The 20,721-nt window shown below is 41.7% G+C and carries 15 protein-coding genes; 3 read left to right on the forward strand and 12 right to left on the reverse strand.

Features of this window, described 5'->3' with window-relative positions; genetic code table 11:
• Positions 1-332: 332 nt before the first annotated feature.
• From MMU05_RS17955 to MMU05_RS17980, 6 genes are all read right to left on the reverse strand, one after another.
• Positions 333-1,955, reverse strand: coding sequence for an FAD-binding protein (locus MMU05_RS17955; RefSeq protein ID WP_241143060.1), 1,623 nt, complete (start codon positions 1,953-1,955; stop codon positions 333-335).
• A 12-nt stretch (positions 1,956-1,967) separates the two neighbouring features.
• Complete coding sequence (locus tag MMU05_RS17960) at positions 1,968-2,297, reverse strand: Bor/Iss family lipoprotein (RefSeq protein WP_241143061.1); 330 nt, start codon at positions 2,295-2,297, stop codon at positions 1,968-1,970.
• Positions 2,298-2,491: 194 nt separating this feature from the next.
• Entirely contained in the window at positions 2,492-3,031 is a 540-nt protein-coding gene (locus tag MMU05_RS17965) for a YfiT family bacillithiol transferase (protein ID WP_241143062.1), read from the reverse strand.
• A 192-nt stretch (positions 3,032-3,223) separates the two neighbouring features.
• Positions 3,224-5,743, reverse strand: coding sequence for a replication restart helicase PriA (gene priA, locus MMU05_RS17970; RefSeq protein WP_241143063.1), 2,520 nt, complete (start codon positions 5,741-5,743; stop codon positions 3,224-3,226).
• A gap of 8 nt (positions 5,744-5,751) precedes the next feature.
• Entirely contained in the window at positions 5,752-7,779 is a 2,028-nt protein-coding gene (locus MMU05_RS17975) for a thioredoxin domain-containing protein (protein WP_241143064.1), read from the reverse strand.
• Between the two features lie 395 nt (positions 7,780-8,174).
• The gene (locus tag MMU05_RS17980; RefSeq protein WP_241143065.1) at positions 8,175-9,161 is read right to left on the reverse strand and encodes a GSCFA domain-containing protein; all 987 of its coding nucleotides are present in this window, start codon (positions 9,159-9,161) and stop codon (positions 8,175-8,177) included.
• A 159-nt stretch (positions 9,162-9,320) separates the two neighbouring features.
• Here MMU05_RS17980 and MMU05_RS17985 point away from each other — a divergent pair, with 159 nt between their 5' ends.
• Entirely contained in the window at positions 9,321-9,701 is a 381-nt protein-coding gene (locus MMU05_RS17985) for a GxxExxY protein (RefSeq protein ID WP_241143066.1), read from the forward strand.
• A gap of 134 nt (positions 9,702-9,835) precedes the next feature.
• Here the strand turns inward: MMU05_RS17985 and purL are convergent, their stop codons facing one another.
• From purL to MMU05_RS18005, 4 genes are all read right to left on the reverse strand, one after another.
• Positions 9,836-13,516 carry a phosphoribosylformylglycinamidine synthase gene (gene purL, locus MMU05_RS17990; protein WP_241143067.1) on the reverse strand — a complete coding sequence of 1,227 codons (3,681 nt, stop codon included), beginning with the start codon at positions 13,514-13,516 and terminating at the stop codon, positions 9,836-9,838.
• Between the two features lie 421 nt (positions 13,517-13,937).
• A complete protein-coding gene (locus MMU05_RS17995; RefSeq protein ID WP_241143068.1) occupies positions 13,938-15,416 on the reverse strand; it encodes a serine hydrolase domain-containing protein in 1,479 nt (492 codons plus the stop codon).
• Between the two features lie 211 nt (positions 15,417-15,627).
• On the reverse strand, positions 15,628-15,933 hold the full coding sequence (locus tag MMU05_RS18000; RefSeq protein WP_241143069.1) for a helix-turn-helix domain-containing protein: 306 nt from the start codon (positions 15,931-15,933) through the stop codon (positions 15,628-15,630).
• A complete protein-coding gene (locus tag MMU05_RS18005; protein WP_241143070.1) occupies positions 15,917-16,264 on the reverse strand; it encodes a type II toxin-antitoxin system RelE/ParE family toxin in 348 nt (115 codons plus the stop codon). The genes MMU05_RS18000 and MMU05_RS18005 overlap by 17 nt, the downstream gene beginning before the upstream one ends.
• Before the next feature lie 404 nt (positions 16,265-16,668).
• Here MMU05_RS18005 and MMU05_RS18010 point away from each other — a divergent pair, with 404 nt between their 5' ends.
• Positions 16,669-17,562: a Fic family protein gene (locus tag MMU05_RS18010; protein WP_241143071.1), complete on the forward strand. Its 894-nt coding sequence runs from the start codon at positions 16,669-16,671 to the stop codon at positions 17,560-17,562.
• A 5-nt stretch (positions 17,563-17,567) separates the two neighbouring features.
• On the opposite strand, the gene MMU05_RS18015 is transcribed toward MMU05_RS18010, so the two are convergent.
• Positions 17,568-18,416, reverse strand: a complete 849-nt coding sequence (locus MMU05_RS18015) for a helix-turn-helix domain-containing protein (protein ID WP_241143072.1) — start codon at positions 18,414-18,416, stop codon at positions 17,568-17,570.
• 6 nt (positions 18,417-18,422) lie between these two features.
• Positions 18,423-18,977, reverse strand: coding sequence for a cupin domain-containing protein (locus MMU05_RS18020; protein ID WP_241143073.1), 555 nt, complete (start codon positions 18,975-18,977; stop codon positions 18,423-18,425).
• Positions 18,978-19,422: 445 nt separating this feature from the next.
• Here MMU05_RS18020 and MMU05_RS18025 point away from each other — a divergent pair, with 445 nt between their 5' ends.
• Entirely contained in the window at positions 19,423-20,622 is a 1,200-nt protein-coding gene (locus MMU05_RS18025; RefSeq protein WP_241143074.1) for a DEAD/DEAH box helicase, read from the forward strand.
• Positions 20,623-20,721: the final 99 nt, after the last annotated feature.

A 20,721-nucleotide genomic window follows, 5' to 3' on the forward strand; every position in this document is an offset into this window, starting at 1 on the left:
ATTTAGAAATGCCAATATTATGGGTCTTGGTTGTCTTTTTGAATACAATTGGATCGGAGGCAGGATGTTAAAATGTTGGTATAAAAGTTACAGCACTGAAGGTGCGAAATACCTTAGCGATGGGTGCAGCCCATCGTAATAGCAAGAAATGTTCGGAAAAGCCCTGAAAGGGCGAAATATCTCTAAGGACAAGAAAGGAAATGATCCCGCCCTTTCAGGGCTTGAGGTAATTATCTAATGAATTATGGATGGGCTTCACACCCATCCCTTTGTTATTTTGCCCTTTCAGGTCTGATTTGAATGATTTGGAATTCGATAAGTTTGTAGATTTCTCAATAATCAACATACCCATCCAATCCACACTGCTGCATAAATTCATTGTTGAACAATTGCTGCACTTCTTGGGTCATCACCTTGGAACGTTGCTTTTTCCATTGTTGGATCTTTTCATTTCCATAGATATAATTCAGGCGGTTCTTGTCCACGATGCGGTTTAGTTTTCCCCAATGAATGGTATAAGTAATCGCAGCGGCTTCCAAAGATTCCAAAACCGCTTGATAAAACTGATGGTTGACCGCGGCATCGGCTCCGTCAAGTTCCATCACTACGGAATGCTTGAACCGAGTAAAGGCAAGAGTTGCCTCATTTCCTTTTACAAAGCGGAAAGCTAAAATACCTGCCAATTTCACTGTTTCATTTATTTTCAGACAGATATTTATGGCCTTTACTACATATTTGACATCAAGGCAAATCGCAGCACTAAAGGCTTTTCCTCGAAATCTTGTATTGGTAAATGTCTCCCCTATCGTGCCGACCAAATCTTCAGGCCTACTATACGCCAACCCAAATATTGAATTCACGATTTGGGGAACCAAGATTCTATTCAAAAATCCAACCTTAGCCTGAACTTGATCCAAAACAGTTTGTATCAGCCCAAGCGTATCATCCCCATAAGTAAATCCCGAGGTCGCATGTTCAATTCTCTTATAATCCTCCCTGTAAGCAACCTTGAACATAGACCGCATATACACCCCTTTTTCAGGATCGTTAAATGCGAAATCATGGGGATTGACTGCCAACTCAAAATGATAAAGATGCCTTTGCGTATCGTTCCATGGGTATTTGAGGTGATGCTGTATTTTTGAAAAATCCATCTTGGTGACAGCTTCGGTCATGGCATTGTCAAATGGCACTCTTTGCATTTTTTGCTCCAAAAGGAATTTGTCTTCCACCTCCACCAAGACTCCATGGATAATCCCAAAACTCCCAAAACTCACCAAAATAGCATTGAAAAGGTCATCTTCTATGATCGTCTCAGCTCCCAATTTCATATGAAAAGCATCGGAAGTAATCCGTCTCGAAGCCCTCTCTACGTAAATATGCCTGTCAGGACCGGTAATGACGTGCATGCCAACAACCATTTCGGGCAAAGAACCCTTAAATACTGCTGCCCCATGGGTTCCTGTGGAAAAGGCACCCGCAATGGTTTGGCCATTACTTCCGCCACTCACCATCAGACTTTTGGAAGGTTGTGATTGCTTTTCCAGGTATTCATTGATCTGGATGATGGTATTTCCACACTGCAAAAACTTAAAATTTTCAGGCTTATTGCCTGCATTCAAAAAATCGGGATGGAAATTTTCTTTTCCCAAGGCAAATTTGTGCCTCAGTCTCTTGGTGTTGATTATGGCATCTTCGCTCATCCCAACTTTGCTAAAAGACCATCCACTTCCTAATGCACGGATATTGAGCTGGTTTTCCAAGGCATACTTGATGATCCATTGGAAATTGGCCGTACACTTTTTGTATTGGGAAAACTGGTCAAGGCTTTGGAAAGATGGATCATCCAAGACCATATCAAAGGAAAGGTCTTCATCCAAAGGCTGGGTATAGTTTTGGTGGACATTGGTGAATTCCTTGATTTTCCAAGGAATAACTCCTGCAGGATAGGTCATGGCAAAATGAGTTTAAATTTCTCCCGGAATCGGTACCTCCGGGCAACAAAAATATTCGACAGATTGGGGCACGACGATCCCCAATGTAATGACAGAAATCAGGACATGACCAACATTGGTCTTGACCGTAATTTGACAAATGGATTTACAGCTTGCTTCGGTTTTGACATCTACAGGCTGCCTCAAACCCCAAAAATAAGTGGTTCTGTTTACCTGAACCGGCGCGGGATTATCGGAATCATAATTGGATACAATCCTCAGATTGGCACATGAAGTCAAATAGAAGATTAGACTGAAAAGAATCAGGAAGGAAATACGCTTGAATTGAAATGACTTTTTCATTTGAGTCCAAAGTTTAAAATGAATACACTCTTTTAAAAAATATATAACACCCTAAAAATCAAGGTAAAAGTTAAAAAAATAAATGGAAAAAGGCAATAGCTCTGCTAAATTCAGAATTATGAATTATGAATTCAGAATTAAAAATTAAACCCTAGCCTATCGCTTCTTGTCTCTCGCTTTTTTTGTCTCATATCTCAAGTCTCCTGTCTAAATTTCTCACTCACCAATTTCACATGCCCCAAATGATGTTTGGAATGCCAAGCGTACAAAGCAATGGTGGTGGCAAGTGACATCGTTTTTTGGTTGGCAGGATGGAAAAAGGTTTTCTGCAAGTCATCAGCAGATAGGGATTTGATCAAAGCAACCCAACGGTGATGCAATCCCTCTAAAATCTTCAAACTTGGTCCAATAGGCAAGTCTTTGGCATCAGCCAATTCCGCCCACAAATCTTCATGATAAGGTTTGATGGTTGGGTTATCCTCAGTCAGGGCCAATTTGAACCGGATAAAACTGTTCATATGGCTGTCGGCACAGTGATGCACCACTTGCCTCACCGTCCAACCTTCAGGCCGATAAGGTGTGTCCAATTGTTCTTCTGAAAGTTTATAGGTTTCAGTTATGAGCAATGCGGGGAATTCTTCTATGATTCCAACCCATTCTTCAAGTTGTTGGGCAGCAATTTCTTTTGGTGCGGAAAAGCGGCCAACAGGGAATTTTAATGATTCTATTTCCATTTGGTTATTGGTTATTATGTTATTGGTTATTGGTTATTATGTTATTGGTTATTGGTTAAATGGTTAAATGGTTAATGGTTATTTGGTAATTGGTTATTTGCTTAACTGATTTTGAATACAAAGCTCAGAATTGGTACTCAGGACTTTTTCTAGATACTTGGTACTTAATACTTGATACTTAGTACTTGATACTTAATACGGATCCACATCCACCACAAACCTCACTCCTCTAAAGTCCTTATGCACCTGCATTTCTTCCAATAACTGGAGCAAATCATGTTTGAATTGTGCTTGGGCATTTCCTGATTTGTCCAGCTTGGCGATGGACTCGAAGATGTATTGGTTCTTGATTTTTCCGACCAATCCTTTCTCCGGCCCCAACATAATCTTCTTGACATCGATTTCGCCCATCAGGTTATGGAGATGTCTTGCAGCCTTTTCAGCGATTTTATAATCCTTATGCCGGGTCGTGATTTTGATGATTTTGACAAATGGAGGGTAGAAAAACCGCTGCCTATCCCCCATCTCTTGGATATAAAAATTCTTGTAATCCCCGGAAATCACCTGTCCAAAAATGGCTTCCTCAGGTTTTCGTGTTTGAATGATGACGGCACCTTTTTTGTCGCGCCGTCCCGCCCGGCCTGCCACTTGGGTGATTTGCTGAAAAGCACGCTCCCCGGCCCTAAAGTCCGGAAAATACAAAATCCTGTCTGCATCCATGATCCCTACGACTGTCACCCTGTCAAAGTCCAGGCCCTTGGTAATCATCTGGGTACCGACCAAAATATCAATGTTCCCACTTCCAAATTCTTCCAACAATTGCTGGTAGCCGTATTTGCTTCGGGTAGTATCCAAATCCATCCTTGCGATTCTGGCTTCAGGGAAAAGTAAGGAAAGACTTTCTTCAATCCGCTCTGTTCCCAAGCCAACCGCTCCCAATTTATTGCTTCCACAGGCAGGACATGCATGCGGAACTTTCTCCTTGAACCCACAATAATGGCAGCGCATCTCCTCCCCAAACTGATGATAAGTCAGGCTGACATCGCAATGTTCACATTCAGGAATCCATCCGCAATCTTCGCAGGCAATATAAGGCGCATAGCCACGCCTGTTTTGGAAAATCAAAACCTGCTCCTGATTGGATAAAGCCTCCTGTATTTTCTCCCTGAGTAGCCTCGTAAAATCAAGCTTCAGCAGGTTTTTCTTTTTGTCCACCAACATATCCGCCAACTGATAATCAGGAAGTTGTGCTTCTCCATATCTTTTGTCCAAAGCCACATAACCATACTTTTTGGTCCTTGCATTGTAAAAAGATTCAAAGGAAGGTGTCGCCGAACCGAGTAAAGTTTTGGCTTGATGAATCCAGGAAAGCATGATCGCCGCATCCCTTGCCTGAAACCTCGGCGCCGGGTCAAATTGCTTGTAGGATGACTCATGTTCTTCGTCGACTATCACCATTCCCAAACTGTCAAATGGAAGAAAAATAGCCGACCTTGCCCCGATTACAAAGGAGAGTTTTCCACTCAAAACCCCATTCCAAACTTCTACCCTTTCATTGTCCGAATATTTGGAATGGTAAACCCCCATGCTACTCCCAAAAACTTTCCTAAGCCTGCCTACCATGTGGGTGGTAAGGGCAATTTCGGGCAAAAGCAACAATACTTGGGAACCTCCGGCCAAGACTTCCTTGATCAAGGTAATATAAATTTCAGTCTTGCCGCTTCCGGTTATTCCATGAAAAAGGACTGTGTTTTTTTCTTCAAATTGGCTTTTTATTTCTCCAAGAGTTTTGCTCTGCAGGCCTGAAAGGACAATTTCTTCTCCATTTCCTTCTTCCTCCTCAAAACGGCTGATGATAATTTTGAACTCTTCAAGCACGCCGTTTTTGATCAAGGTCTTGAGAGAGGATACCGATAGGTTTGCCTCGGTAATTACTTTTTTGTCCAGTCCTTTTTGGTTGAGATCAGGTTGCTTGTACACAGGGATTTCCTGCAGGTACTTGAGTAGGATTTCCTCTTGTTTGGGTTTATTGGCGATATCGTTGAAAAGCGCTTCCAAGACTTTCTTGTCTGAAGCATACTCTTTAGAGAGCCTGATTCTTGATTCAACTTTGGGCGTATATTTTTCTTTTAATTGCTCAAAAACCAAAATGGCTTCCTTGATGACCAAGCTTTTGATGATGCTATGGATTGACTTGAGACCGAGGACATTTTCACATTCCTCATAGGTCATATCATCTTTGGCAGCCAATGCCTGAAGCAAAATTTCCTCCCTGTCATCAAGCGGATAGGTTGATGTGTCTGAATCAAAGGTAGGATTGAGTTGGATTTTGCTTTCGCTGCTGAGTTTCAGTCCTGAAGGCAAGGCCGCATTCATCACTTCACCGATATGGCAGCAATAATACTCCGCCATCCACGCCCAAAAACGGATCTGCAATGGATTGACCGTAGCGTGGTTGTCAAGAATGTCAAGGATGGGTTTGGCTTCGTAAGCTGAAGGCGGCTTTTGGTGGACTTTCCCGATAATGCCAGTAAGTACTTTCTTTTTTCCAAACTGTACAATCACCCGAAAACCGATGCCGATCTGCTCCGCCATACTCCGCGGAATTTTGTAGGTAAACATCTTGGGGATGGGTACCGGCAATATGATATCCGCAAATAAGTTGGATTTGCTGTCTTCCTGCGGGTATAAATCACCAAATAAACTCTCCAAAAGGTAGGTCAGGCTAAAGATGGAAACTGAGCCAAAGCATCGGCAACTTCAGAAACAGGCTTTTGACAAGCCTTATTGAAGCAAACGTAAATTAAGGCTTTTCCATCAGAATCCGCCGTTTTGTATTCCAATAATGGGATATTTTCTGCGACAGTTTCCGACGCGGCAATGACAAAATTGGATGAATTTGAAGATTGCATCTCTTTGGCTTTCGCTAGTGCCCCTTTGCCCACAATTGCGATTTCGGCCTTTGGCACCAAAGTACTCAGATACAGCGATGCCCAATTGCACAGAAAACCCGGTTCGGTGATGATCAGCTTCTTCATCGCTCCAAGCATTTTCTCTGAAATCTCGAGATACCTGTCTTCATAAAAATACAGACCCAAATCCTGAAGATTTCTTGCCATCATAGAATTGGAAGCCGGAATGACATTGTCAAACAATTCTTTCTTGTTGGCTATCAGTTTTTCAGCTGTAGGATTGTTGAAAAAGAAAAAACCGTCAGTCTCATCATAAAATTGCTCCAAAACAATCTCTGTCAATTCCTTGGCGGTGTGTAGCCATTTCTGATCAAAAGTAGCTTTGTACAATGAGATAAATCCTCTGATCGCCGCGGCATAATCTTCCAAAAATCCGGGAGTATATGCTTTCCCGTTTTTGTAGGACCGATACAAAATCCCGCCTTGGAACATCTTGTCCAAAATAAAATTTCCATTGGCAAGAGCCAACTTCAATGCTTTCTTATCCCCTAAGGATAGATAAGCCTGTACGAGTCCCTCCACCATGAGTCCGTTCCAACCACTCAAAACCTTGTCGTCCAAACCCGGATAAATCCTTTTATTCCTCACCTCCAACAGCTTGGTTTTGATTCGGTTAAGCCTGTTTACATAAGCTGAAACTGAAAGACCTTCTTCCTTGGAAAGTTCCTCATATGATTTTGTCTGGAAAAGGATATTGACTTCATCTTCCCAATTTCCTTTGAACTTGATGTTGTATAATTTGACAAACCACCTCATGTCCTCGGCCAGGATGGATTCCAACTCGTCTGACGTCCAGGTGTAAAATTTTCCTTCCACTCCTTCAGAATCCGCGTCCTGTGCGGCAAAGAATCCTCCCTCCTGCTGAAGCATTTCAGCTTCCAACCAAGCGATGGTTTCGGTCACTTTCTCCTTGAAATGTTCCTCGCCACTTACCTGATAGGCTTTGGCATAAAGCGTCATCAACTGCCCGTTGTCATACAACATCTTCTCAAAGTGCGGTGCAAACCATTCCCCATCCACCGAATACCTCGCAAATCCTCCCCGAAGATGGTCATAGATACCGCCCATTCCGATCTTGCGAAGTGTAAAAAGTACTTTCTCCGTCAAGGCTTCATCTTTTTTCAGGATTGCATATTCCAACACAAAAGACCAAATGGCCGGCATGGGAAATTTGGGTTTTCTGTTCATTCCACCCCATTCCAAGTCAAACTGATCCTCCAATTTTTTGATGGCATAAGCCAACTCCTCTCTTGACAATTCAGTCCTGGCAGACTCCAATCCATATTTCTCCAACTCCGACCTGTTAAGGCTCCTACCAAATCCTTCTGCACTTTCAGCGAGTTGGTCAAAATGCTTTTCATACGCATCCGCGATATTGGTGAGCAATGCTTTCCATTGCTTGTTGGGAAAGTAAGTTCCCCCATAAAAAGGCTTTTGGTCCGGCATCAGGAAAACATTGAGCGGCCAACCGCCATTGACGCCCATGACCTGTACCGATTCCATATAAATATTGTCAAGATCAGGACGCTCCTCACGGTCGATTTTGATACAGACAAAGTGGGCATTCATGATGGCAGCCGTAGCATCGTCTTCAAAACTTTCCTTTTCCATCACGTGGCACCAATGACAAGCCGAATATCCGATGCTGACTATGATCGGTTTGTTTTCAATTTTAGCCTTTGCTAATGCTTCTTCTCCCCAAGGATACCAATCCACAGGATTGTGGGCATGTTGGAGAAGATAGGGTGATTGGGAGTGTATGAGGCGGTTGGACATTTCGTTCGTTGTAAGGGTTGTAGTGGTTGTAAGGGTTGTGGTTGGAATGGTTATAGTGGTTATAATGGTTGTAGTTGTTGTAATGGTTGTAGTTGTTTAAAATGGTATCAGGTTGTCATTGTTGTCAGGTTGGTTCCGTCATTCTGAACCGGACCTTGCGGAGGTGAAGAATCTATTTAACCAGAGACCCTTCGCTACACTCAGGGTGACGAATGAAGGTCAATTAAAGTGAAACGAAGAATCTCCTTGAGTTTGTTTCTCTAAGATTATAAACACAAAAAAGAACATCTACCCTACCCAAATCCAAACATCGGTCATCCTTCATCGGTCAAAAACACCAGTATTTACTCTGATTCAAACTTCCTTCCTTCCTACTTCAAACTTCCTAACTCCCCTCACTTCCCCCTAGAATGCACCTGTTTTCTCAACAGATCCATTTCCTTTGAAAAATCAAAATCCCGGCTGTATCGTTCCAATTTCTTCTGAAGATTGTCTAAAAATTTAATATGGGCAGGGCTGTCCGGATTGAAAGGCCGATGGGCAAGGTCTTTTTTGATCCCTTCAAATTCCAAAATCAGCGGGTACGTCTTTGGATCAACCCAAGCGGTTTTGAATCTTTCCCAAATATATTCTTCAGCCTGCGCATTGGGATGGATCATATCTTCCTTGTAAAAGCGATAGTCCCGCAAATCGTCCATCATGATCTCATAGGCAGGAAAATACTGCACAAAATCATAGGTTTCGGTGAGGTCATGGGCTGCTAATCGCAGGATGGATTTGCTCAACCTGTCTTCAGGAATGCCGTCTTTGATATGTCTGACAGGACTGACGGTCAACAATACCTGTACATCGGGATTGATTTGCCTCAGAATATTGAAAAAACCGCTAAACGCTTTTTGGATTTCATCAGGGTGAAGCAATCTCTTTTCAAATAGATCTGCAGGCTGCTTGTGACAGTTGGCCACAATCTGACCATCATTTCCATATTCATAAATCCAGGCGGTACCAAAAGTGATCAGGATATGAGATGCATTTTCCAAAACCTGTTTGGTGTGCTGTTGTTTTTTATGGATCAACCTTTCCAAAGAATCCTGACTGTACGCCACCACATCAGAATGCATCCCAAAATGCAGGTACAATCCATCTCTGACCAATATCATGTCCGTATTGATCGGCATTTCTAATGCGGCATCTTCCATTACTTGAGCGATGGAGATGGGGTTGAAAAGCGTTCCAAAGGGATTATTGAGAATGGGAAACTTTCTTTCGGCCAATTTCTCCCCGATCATGGTCGAAAAACAAGAACCGATAGAAAAGATTGGTTTGTGGTGATTAATCTTACTTTCCCCCTCAGGGATATCAAAAGAAGTAGTCCAAAGCATGGGATAAAATTAGAAAGAAAGCCCACAAATCCTTAGAGAAAAGACGCAAAAATTTTTTCGCCCACAAAGACACGAAGGCACGAAGGAATTTTTGATTTAATTGAATAAGGTTATATTTAACTAAGCTATAAGAAATAACTTAATAATCCCTTTTGGAACATGACGGAAAATGAATTGGCCACCGAAGCGGTAGATATCGCATATCAAATTCATAAAGAACTTGGACCAGGTTTAATTGAAAGTATTTACGAGGAGATTTTTGCTTATGAATTGCGAGAAAGAAATATCGCCTTTACAAGACAGGAAAAAGTGATCGTTAAGTATAAAGGATTGTCTTTTGGAAAAGGATTTAGGACAGATTTGATTTTGGAGGACAAACTGGTTATTGAATTAAAATCTGTTGAAACAATCGAGAAGGTCCACCATAAAATGTTGTTGACCTACATGCGATTAAAAAATATCAAGCTTGGATTACTTATCAATTTCAAAGTCAATTTGATCAAAGAAGGAATCCATCGAAAAATCGACGGATACTTATAGGTGCTTTGATCAATAAAATAGGCACAAAGAAAAAAATATTCTTTGTGCCTTCGTGTCTTAGTGGGAGCATAAAGCGGCTTCTTTGCGGGATTCCTATTCCTTTTCTTTGCGCCTTCGTGTCTTTGTGGGAATAATCAGTGTCTCCCCACCCACTTAAATGCATTCACAAAAGCCTCTATCCATGGACTGACTTCGTCGCTTGATTTGTCGGAAGGATAATATGGCCAATTCCAAGGTTTAAGCGATCTTTCAATATGCGGCATAATCGCCAAGTGCCTGCCGTCTTCGGATACAATTCCAGCTACAGCATAATCAGATCCGTTAGGATTGCCCGGATAGCCTTCATAGCTGTATGTCATTCCGATTTGGTAAGCCTCTTTCGGTTTTGGCATTTGGAATTTACCTTCTCCATGGGCCACCCAAACACCCAATCTTTTGCCTGAAAGGGATTTGAACATCACAGATTCATTCTCAGGAACATTCACATTGACAAAGATCGATTCAAACTTATGGCTTGCATTGTGAAGCATCTTTGGCTTGACATCATGGTCAGGTGTGACAAGACCAAGCTCAACCATCAGTTGACAACCGTTGCAAACACCCAAACTCAGGGTATCTTTTCTTGCATAGAAATTGTCCAAGGCCTGTTTCGCTTTTTCATTATAAAGAAATGCTCCGGCCCAACCTTTTGCGGAACCCAATACATCCGAGTTGGAAAAACCTCCTACAAAAACGATCATCTGTACATCTTCGAGGTTTTCACGTCCTGCTATCAGGTCTGTCATGTGGACATCTTTCACATCAAAACCTGCCAACCAAAGTGAATAAGCCATCTCACGGTCGCCGTTGACACCCTTTTCACGGATGATGGCAGCGCGCTTTCCTGAAGCTTCTTTTCTATATGGATTCAACCCAAATGCGTCCAAAGAACCTTTCCAGTTCTCTCCAAAGCTGTATGCCAATGGCTGCTTTTTATAATTGGTAAACCGCTCCAAAGCAAGTTTGTCCCCGCTTTGCTTTTTGTCAAGCAAGTAAGATGACTTAAACCAAGTATCTCTCATGCCGGCAACTTCCAATGTCAGATCAATTCCTGACAACTCCACTTTTCCGTCCAAGGTCACTTCCGCCAATGAAATATATTCCACACCATGGTTTTCCAAAACGGCTCTTGTCCTTTCCGGATTTGCCACTTGAATCAGCACACCGGGATTTTCGGAAAACAAAGCTTTGACAATGTCCTTTTCAGCCAATCTTTCGGTTTTCACTTTCAGACCAACTTCGGTGGATGGGAAGCACATTTCCAACAAAGCAGTAATCATTCCTCCTGAGGAAATATCATGACCTGCAAGGATTTCGCCCTTTTCAATCAGCTTTTGGATCACCGTAAATGCTTTCGCAAAATATTGGCTGTCCTTCACATCCGGGGTATCGTTTCCGATGGTATTCAATACCTGGGCAAAACTGGATCCACCCAATTTGGAGGTGTCTCTTGAAAAATCAATGTAATAAACCTTGCTTCCCGCAATAGGCTTCAAATCCGGAGAAACAGTCATTTTCGGAGCTGAACACTCCCCTACTGTGGAGATGATGACTGTTCCGGGCGAATAAACCGTCTTGCCTCCGGGATACTTCTGTGTCATGGAAAGGGAATCTTTTCCGGTCGGCACATTGATTCCCAAAGCAATGGAAAAGTCTGAAATGGCCTCAACAGCGCGGTAAAGCCTGTCATTTTCTCCGGGATTCTTTGCGGGCCACATCCAATTGGCACTGAGGGAAACCCCAGCCAAACCGTCTGTAATCGGTGCCCAAACCAAGTTGGTCAAAGATTCGGCGATCGCCAACCTTGATCCTGCCTCAGGATTTGCCAAGGCCGCAACGGGTGCATGCCCGATGGAGGTTGCAATTCCTTTTTCTCCTGTAAAGTCCAAAGCCATCACTGCCACATTGTTCAAAGGCAATTGGATTTCACCCGTGGTCTGCTGCTTGGCCACTCTTCCCGTGACAGAACGGTCAACTTTATTGGTCAACCAATCCTTGCAAGCCACAGCTTCCAATTGCAAAACCTGCTCAATGTATGTTTTCAGCTCGTTGGCTGAGTATTTTGGTTCTTCGTAGTCTGTCGTTGCCGGAGTATCCTCCAAAATGGTTTTTGGTGAACTTCCAAACATATAGGCCAAATCCCAATCTACAGGCTTCTCGCCCGTTTCAAAATTTTCGAACTTGAAATGCATGTCTCCGGTGGTTTCACCTACGACATAGAATGGCGCTCTTTCTCTCTCCGCAATCCGCTGAAGTGTAGCCACATCCTTTTCATGCACCACCATTCCCATTCTTTCCTGAGATTCGTTCCCGATTATTTCTTTGGCAGAAAGTGTGGGGTCGCCAACCGGCAATTTATCCAAATGGATTGTTCCTCCTGTACTTTCCACCAATTCAGACAGGCAGTTCAAATGCCCTCCAGCTCCGTGGTCATGGATGGAAATGATCGGATTCTCATGAGACTCGGCCATGGCGCGGATCACATTGGAAACCCGCTTTTGCATCTCCGGATTGGAACGTTGGATGGCGTTCAACTCTATGGCATTGCTGAATTCCCCTGTATTCACGGAAGAAACCGCTCCTCCTCCCATCCCGATGCGGTAGTTGTCCCCGCCCATGACGATGATTTTGTCACCCTTGCTAGGTTCGTTTTTCTTGGCGTATTCTTTCCTTGTAAATCCGACTCCACCTGCCAGCATGATGACTTTGTCAAACCCGTGCGATTTACCATCTTCCTCGTGCTCAAAGGTCAATACCGAACCGCAGATCAAGGGCTGACCGAATTTGTTTCCAAAATCTGAAGCTCCGTTGGAAGCTTTGATCAGGATATCCATCGGAGTCTGGTAAAGCCATTTCCTTTCGGTTAAGTCTTTTTCCCAACTTCTTCCGGCCTCCGACCTTGGATAGGAAGTCATGTAAACAGCAGTTCCCGCCAAAGGAATGGAGGCTGTTCCACCTGCCAACCTGTCCCTGATTTCTCCGCCGGCGCCGGTAGCTGCACCGTTAAAAGGCTCGACTGTAGTCGGGAAATTATGGGTTTCTGCCTTGAGGGAAATGACAGTTTGGATGGTTTCAGTCTCAAAAAAATCCGCTTTATCCTGAGTTTTTGGCGCAAATTGCTGTGCTTTGGGTCCGTCTACAAAAGCCACATTGTCTTTGTAAGCGGATACAATTTTATTGGGATGTCTTTTGGAAGTCTCTTTGATGAGTTGAAAAAGCGTCTTGTCTTTTTCAACCCCATCAATCACAAAAGTGCCGTTAAAAATCTTGTGGCGGCAATGCTCTGAATTGACCTGACTGAATCCGAAAACTTCTGAATCTGTGAGAGGTCTGCCCAATAATTTGCTTACTCCTTCAAGGTAATCCACCTCTTCCTGACTAAGCGCCAAACCTTCTTTTTGGTTGTAGGCTTTGATGTCTGTAACCGGGATGATTCTTTCAGGCAGCAAATGGATATCAAAAATATCCTGATCCAATCCCGCATATACTTTTTGAAGCATCGGGTCGATGCTGTCATTTTCGGTTATCGGGAAGTATTCTTCCATTCTTTGGATTCCCAAAATCCCCATATTGACCGTGATTTCTACCGCATTGGTAGACCAAGGCGTGATCATTTCCTTTCTAGGTCCGGCAAACTTCCCGGAGACTTTATCAGTCCCGATCAAATTGGACTCGCCAAAGAGCCAATTCAGTTTGTCAATATCTTGTTGAGGGAGAGGGTTTTTGGCCTGAACAGCATAAATCAGGGCTTTGGGAGATTGGAAAAAGAGGATCATGAGCGTTTTTTGGAGCCTTTTTTAAGAAGGCACAAAGGTAAACAATTGGGTCAAAAGATTAAAGGAATGTTTTAAAGGATGAGGGATGAAGGATAAGGGGGTGGAAAGTAAATGGTAGAAGGTGAGAGGTAAAAGGGAAAAGGATGAGGGAGGAAGGATAAAGGTTGAAGGAGATTTTATTGGGAAAAAAGATTTGCCTTTCGTTTCAGATGGTTTTTGGGTTTTATGTTAAAGATATCCAGATTTCTGAGGGAAAGAAAAGAGAAAAAATTTCTGATCCATTTAATAGCCGTTTCTCCCAGCGGATGTCAGTCAACGGCGATTAGCAAAAAGCCCTGATCGATGAATGCATCAATCAGGGCTTTTTTATGGGCTTTCGGCTAGTGGGCTAAATGTTGTGGCCAGTGCCTTTTGATAGCTATTATTCGTTCATTTTCTTTAACTCGGTTCCAAAACCTAATGTATAACCAATTACTTTACCTTGGGCATCCTTTTTAAACGTAATTGTTTCTCCAACCTCTTTATAGCGAGGTGCAGTTATGATTTTGAAATTATTTTCTGAAATGGGTTCCAATACCATAGCACCATTCTTCGGGTCCGCGGAATAAGGAGTGATAATTTTTAAACTACCATCAACAAAAATGACATACGATTCAGACCATATATTTTCATACATCCCTTCAAATTCCTTAAAATTTTGTATATCATCGGTTTGAATTGGTACAGTCAAGGCATTTTTAATAGCTGGAGTTAACCATTCATATATCCTTTCTGAAACACTCCACGGTGTGCCTTGATGTGCCTCACCGTCTATTGAGTTTATACAGACGATAACACCCAATTTTTCTTTAGGATTAATGGTAGAAGATGTCCTGTATCCAATTTGTAGGCCGCTTGCACCAATAAGTTGGTCTATTCCTTTCTGATAAATGCTAAACCCTAAGCCCCAACGCCAATCTTCATCAATGAAATGCGTCCGGTACATTTCCTTAAGTGTATTTGGGCTAAGAATTTCAGTTTTGTTTTGATACAGCAGCCTCATTTGCCAAGAAATAAATTTGGATAAATCTGTAACAGAAGAAGATAATCCAGCCATTGGAGCAGTCGCTCTCGCGTCAACGTAGCCAAATTTCTCTCTTTGTCCATTTGATAATATTCTACCATAACCAACTGCTAAAGTTGATTGATAGTCTTCGTCCTGAATAACTTTGGTAGATGACATATTTAAGGGTAACAAAATTCTTTCAGTAATAAAGTCGCTATAGGTTTTTCCAGAAACAGCCTCTATAATCTCTCCAAGAAGGGTATAGCCATTGTTTGAGTATTTCCATTTGGTGTAAGGCGAATACACAAATTCTAATTGTGTGTTTGCTAATTTTCTAAATTCTTCTTGCGTTGGGAAATTAAAATCTGTCCAAGATGTCGAAATATCACGAGACATTCCCGATGAATGTGTCAATAACTGACGAATAGTAATAGGCGGATCACTTTCATTTAACTGCTTTAACTTCAACCAAGTAAGATACTTCTCAATTGGTTCATCAAGATTCAGTTTCCCCTCGTCTCTCAATATCATAATCCCAATTGCAGTAAATATTTTGGATTGAGAAGCAATCCGATACCTCGTTTCAGCAGTGGATAATATTTTCTTATCAGTATCTGCATATCCAAATCCTTTTTGATATATCAATTCTCCGTCGTAAACAATTCCTACTGAAACACCAGGAATCTTCCCGTAACGTATTTGGGTTTGTAGCCAAGTCTCGAGTAATTGAATGTTTGAAGCAACATTAAGGTTGTTAGTTATTTTTTCTGTTTGTTGTCCATTTGACACAAATGGGCTTAATATGAACCAAAACATTAAGCCGATACGAATTTTATCAATACTCCTTTGTTTCATATTTTTTATCGTTTTGTCTTTTCGATTGGAATGCCTTTTGTCATTGGCCACTACAGTCCGCAGCCAAGAAACGTGGGGCATTTCGGAGCGATTAGTTGTCCACCGTATGTAAAGTTAATTCGGGGAACAAACCTTTCGGAAACCACTGACTGCCCTATGTTTTCTTAGGTGATGTTATAGGGGGTTTTCCTGCTTTCGGTCAAGTCACTAGTTAAATTTTTATATTTAATTCAAGTTTTCCGCCAAAACCAAGTTCTATGATTTTTTGGAGTGTTGAAATTCGAGCTTCCTTAATGTTATTCTCGATTTTTGAAATGTATGATTTTGTTGTTCCAACTTTTTCTGCAAGTTGTTCCTGTGTCATTCCCATTTCAACACGGGTATCATGAATTAAAGCCCCTATTTTGAATGCTTCATAACCTGCTTCCAGTTCGTCACGCTCCTTTGTCCCACGTTTGCCGAAGTTCTTATCTTTAAACTCCTCAAGAGTCATTAAATTTTTATTTTTCGCTTTCATATTCTGCTTTTATATTAAGTGCCTTTTCTATTTCTTTCTTCGGTGTCTTTTGTGTTTTCTTTTGAAAACCATTCGCTAAAACAACCAATTTTCCTTGGTCAAAAAAACAAAAAATCCTAAAAATGTCGCTTCCAAGTTGAACTCGAATTTCAAAAAGCCCATCTGTATTCTCTATGTGTTTGAGATATGTTTCTGGAACTCTTTGTAAATCCTCAACCAAGTCAAAAGTCCAAACAATTTTCGCCTTTACTTTTTTACTTTGTTTGGAAAAGAAGTGTTGAAAGTAGTTCTTGTAAAATGTTATCTTTCTATGTTTCTGATTTTTGTCCACAGTACGAAATTACAAAGGTTTCCCTATAGTGAAACATAAAAGTTGATTTATTTTTCGTAAAATGACCTATAAATGGGGTTCTATAAATTGCATTTAACAATTTCCTTCAAGCAGCCATTGCGGATATTTTTCAATTATTTAAACTTAATCTCTTTTAGTTAGATATCCAATCCCTATAAATACCCTTTGATATTTATATAGACTTCGAATTCGATCAATTAATATAAAGACTCGGTTTTTCTCTTTGCGGCTTGGCGGGAAACAAGAACGATCCTGCTTCTGGAGAAGCAGGATAACTGAAGGAAAATAGAAAACTGAAAATTCTTGCCGATATCGGCAAAAAATGATCTATTTTACAAAAATAAAATATTTCTTTGCCGATAACTGTTTAGATCAACACTTACATGCGATACATTTCAGTCAAGGAATTTGTCAAAAAATGGAATATTCCTGAAAGGACAGTCAGGCATTATTGTACTTCAGGTAAAATTAAAGGGGCTTTTCTTACAGGTAAAACATGGAATATCCCTGAAGATGCGGTTTTGACCGAAAAAAATAAGGATAAAAAACCCACTGACAACCCATTGCTTGATCGGTTGAAAGCAGAAAAAGGAATGAAATTAAAAGGTGGAATTTACCACCGCACCCAGATTGACCTGACTTACAACTCAAATAAAATTGAAGGCAGCAAACTATCGCATGATCAGACTAGGTTTATTTTTGATACGAATACAATAGGAGTTTCTGATCAAAACATCAATGTTGATGACATCATAGAGACCATTAACCATTTTCGAAGCATTGATTTCATCATCGAAAAGGCAAAGTCCAAACTGACTGAATCAATGATTAAGGAATTGCATTTTTTGATAAAATCGGGAACTTCCGACAGTAGTAAAGATTGGTTTAATGTTGGCAAATACAAACTCCTTCCCAATGAGGTTGGGGGCAATGAGACCTGCCACCCAAAAGAGGTAGGGAATGAAATGAAGAAATTACTCCATGACTACCACCAATTAGAAAGAAAATCCCTAGAAGACATCTTAAATTTTCACCATAGGTTTGAGGTGATTCATCCCTTTCAGGATGGAAATGGACGGGTAGGAAGATTAATCATGTTTAAAGAATGTCTAGCTAATGGCATTGTACCCTTTATCATATCCGACGAATTGAAACTTTTTAATTACAGAGGTTTACAGGAATGGAATCAGGTAAGGGAATATCTGTTGGACACCTGTCTCACAGCCCAAGATCAATATAAAATCCTTCTGAAATACTTTGAGATAGATTTTGAATAAGTGGCTCAAACCAATAACTCCTGCTTGACCTCCACGACCCCAAAAGTCCTTTCGGGTGCTTTGGTATCCAATTCATAAAACCCGGTTGGGGTCAGATTGGTAAAATACTTGTAATCCTTAGCCAAATGCTGGTAATCGTAGTACCCACAGGCCAAGGCGATACTCAACCAATCCAAATGTGGATTGGCGTTTTTCATAAAAAATGCTTTTTCAAAACGGACAACCTTATCGAAAAGCTTTGGGCCAATCCCGGTTCTTTCGGTAAATCTCCGCTGAAACTGCCTGTTGCTCAGACAGGAATCGGCAGCAAGTTTGTCCATAGAAAGCGATCGGTTTTGGTTCAAAATTACAGCACTCACCTTATCTATTCCCTGCAAACTGTATTTTGGCCGTCTGATAAGTCTTTCCAAAAACAATTCAGCAATTCGGATTACCTCTTCCACACCATCAGTGTTGCACATCTGTTCATGCACCATCCTGATTTCTTTTCCCCAAACATCCTCGGCATCTATAAAAGTATTGGTAAGCTCTTGCGCCGGAATCCCTGTCAGCAAATAAAGCGCGCTCGGTTGCAGTACAATTTGGACTGCCCAAAAATCCCTGCCATTATATCTTTTTGTAACAACAGTATGCTGACCGTTGATTGTACACCTTGGATGTGATGTAAGCTGATTCTGATCCAGATAACCAATGTCTTGCAAGTCCCTCAAGTAAAATACCAGACAGGTTTCAGGGCGGGGAGAATACATTTTGCATGGAACAATCTCCCCTGCCCCGAATTCAAATCTTATAACCTGGTGCTTCCTGACATAATCTCTCAAAGAAGGACTGGGCAAAAAATCCCTAAGTATCATTTGTATTTATTTTAACGTTAATGGCGGCCCGACATTTTTGATTCCATGGGCCAAGGAAATTTTTTGCGCTTCCTCCTCTGTTGGAGGTCTCCCAAGGTCATTCATGGTTTGGAAAAATTCCTCCATTTTGAAAGCAGGCTGCAGGATATAGAACAACTTGCCCTTATCCGAAGTCTGAATCCATGTATGTGGAATATTCCTTGGCAGAAAAATGGTATCTCCTGCTTTGAGTTGATGCTGGCTGTCTCCCAACTGGAAGAGGTACTCTCCTTCTACTACATAAAAAACCTCATCCTGCTCCAAGTGAACATGAAGCGAGGGTCCGGTTTTTTCCACTCCAATATACTCAAATGCTGACATTTGTCCACCTGTATCTTTGGAGGAAATTTTGAGGTCATTGGGATTGATTCCTCTGAAAGGTGTATGCTTCCCGAATCTCGCCTCACCGGATTTGACCAAAAATCCGTTTTTTACTTCATTTTTTGAAAAAGGAAATGCCATCAGATCTGACCCGAAGGCAGCAAGCGCAGCAGTAGTGACAATAAATTTTCTCCGTTCCATAATTATTGTGGTTAAAGGTTATGGACAAAAATACCCTGAACCAAGATCAGGATGCTGGTAAAAATCGGACGTTTTTACTTTAGAAAAACATCCACCAAAATGCCTTTCAATCTTCCTGATCAATAATAGCCAAAGCAGGAAATTAGTGTTTTTCATTTGCCCCTTCGCGCCTTCGCGGGAATAAAAAAGGAATCCAGCTTCTGGAGAAGCAGGATAACAGGAAAACTTTTCTTAGTGGCTTCGTGTCTCTGTGGGCTATATTGTTTCTTGTTTTGCGTCTTCGCGGCTCTGCGTGAGTTAAGATCATAGTGCTTTCCTCCCAAAAAAAGCCTACCTTTGTCCCACTTTGTAAAAAAGCACGGCAAGTTGTAAGCCGCTTTTAATAAATCTCCCCGCTGATACAGAACATACAACATCTCCATCGGCCCAATTACACTCAGCCAACATGGCATTCAAAAATTTAGGAATTATTGATCCTATCCTCAAGGCGCTCGCCAATGAAGGATACACTACCCCCACTCCCATTCAGCAACAAGCGATTCCATTGGTTCTCCAGGGAAGAGATCTGCTCGGATGTGCTCAAACCGGAACAGGCAAGACAGCAGCTTTTGCCATTCCAATTATCCAACACATTGCTGAGAAAAAGCAAATCCGATCAGGAATCAAGACTTTGATCCTGACGCCAACACGTGAACTCGCCATTCAGATTGATGAAAGTTTTGCCGCTTACGGCAAATTCACCAATATCAAACATACCGTCATCTTTGGCGGTGTATCCCAACTCCATCAGGTCAACGCCCTCAAAAGAGGCGTGGACGTGCTTGTGGCCACTCCGGGAAGATTACTCGATCTGATCAATCAACGCTTTGTTGATTTGAGACAGTTGGAAATTTTCGTGCTTGATGAAGCGGACAGGATGCTTGACATGGGTTTTATCCATGATGTCAAAAAGCTCATATCGATTATTCCGGCCAAAAGACAGACTTTGTTTTTCTCGGCTACCATGCCTCCCGAAATCCAAAAATTGGCAGATTCATTGTTGACCAAGCCCGCTTTTGTGGAAGTGACTCCACCTTCCTCTACTGTTGACAAGATCGACCAACACTTGTACTATGTCAACAAAGGAAACAAGCCTGAGCTTTTGCTTCACCTGTTGCAAAAGAAGAAAATCGGTTCTGCTTTGGTATTTACCAAAACCAAACACGGCGCGGATAAAGTGGTAAAACAACTTCAAAAGGAAAATGTAAAAACTGCTGCTATCCACGGAAACAAAAGCCAAAATGCACGTCAGAATGCTTTGAGTGATTTTAAAAACGGCAAAATCCAAGTCTTGATCGCTACAGATATCGCAGCGCGTGGTATCGATATCGATGAGCTTGCCAATGTTTTCAATTATGACATGCCCAATATTCCTGAAACCTATGTTCACCGGATCGGTAGAACAGGCCGGGCGGGAAATTCGGGGATTGCGATCTCATTTTGTGATGAAGAAACTGTCAAGGAACTCAAGGATATCGAAAAACTGATCGGTAAAAAAATCCCGGTCGTAGAAGACCATCCTTATCCCTTCAAAGGAATTCTATCCGAAAAAGCCGGTGAATTGGCCAAGAAAAAACCGAAGCAAGGGCAGAGGAGGAGGTATTAATTGGTTAATGGTTATTTGGTTATATGTATATCCGCAATGATACCAGTGGCCAAATAAATATAAAGTGACAGCTAGTGACAATCGTTATTTGTTAAAGAT

The organism is Cognataquiflexum rubidum (genome assembly GCF_022538115.1).
Taxonomy (GTDB): domain Bacteria; phylum Bacteroidota; class Bacteroidia; order Cytophagales; family Cyclobacteriaceae; genus Cognataquiflexum; species Cognataquiflexum rubidum.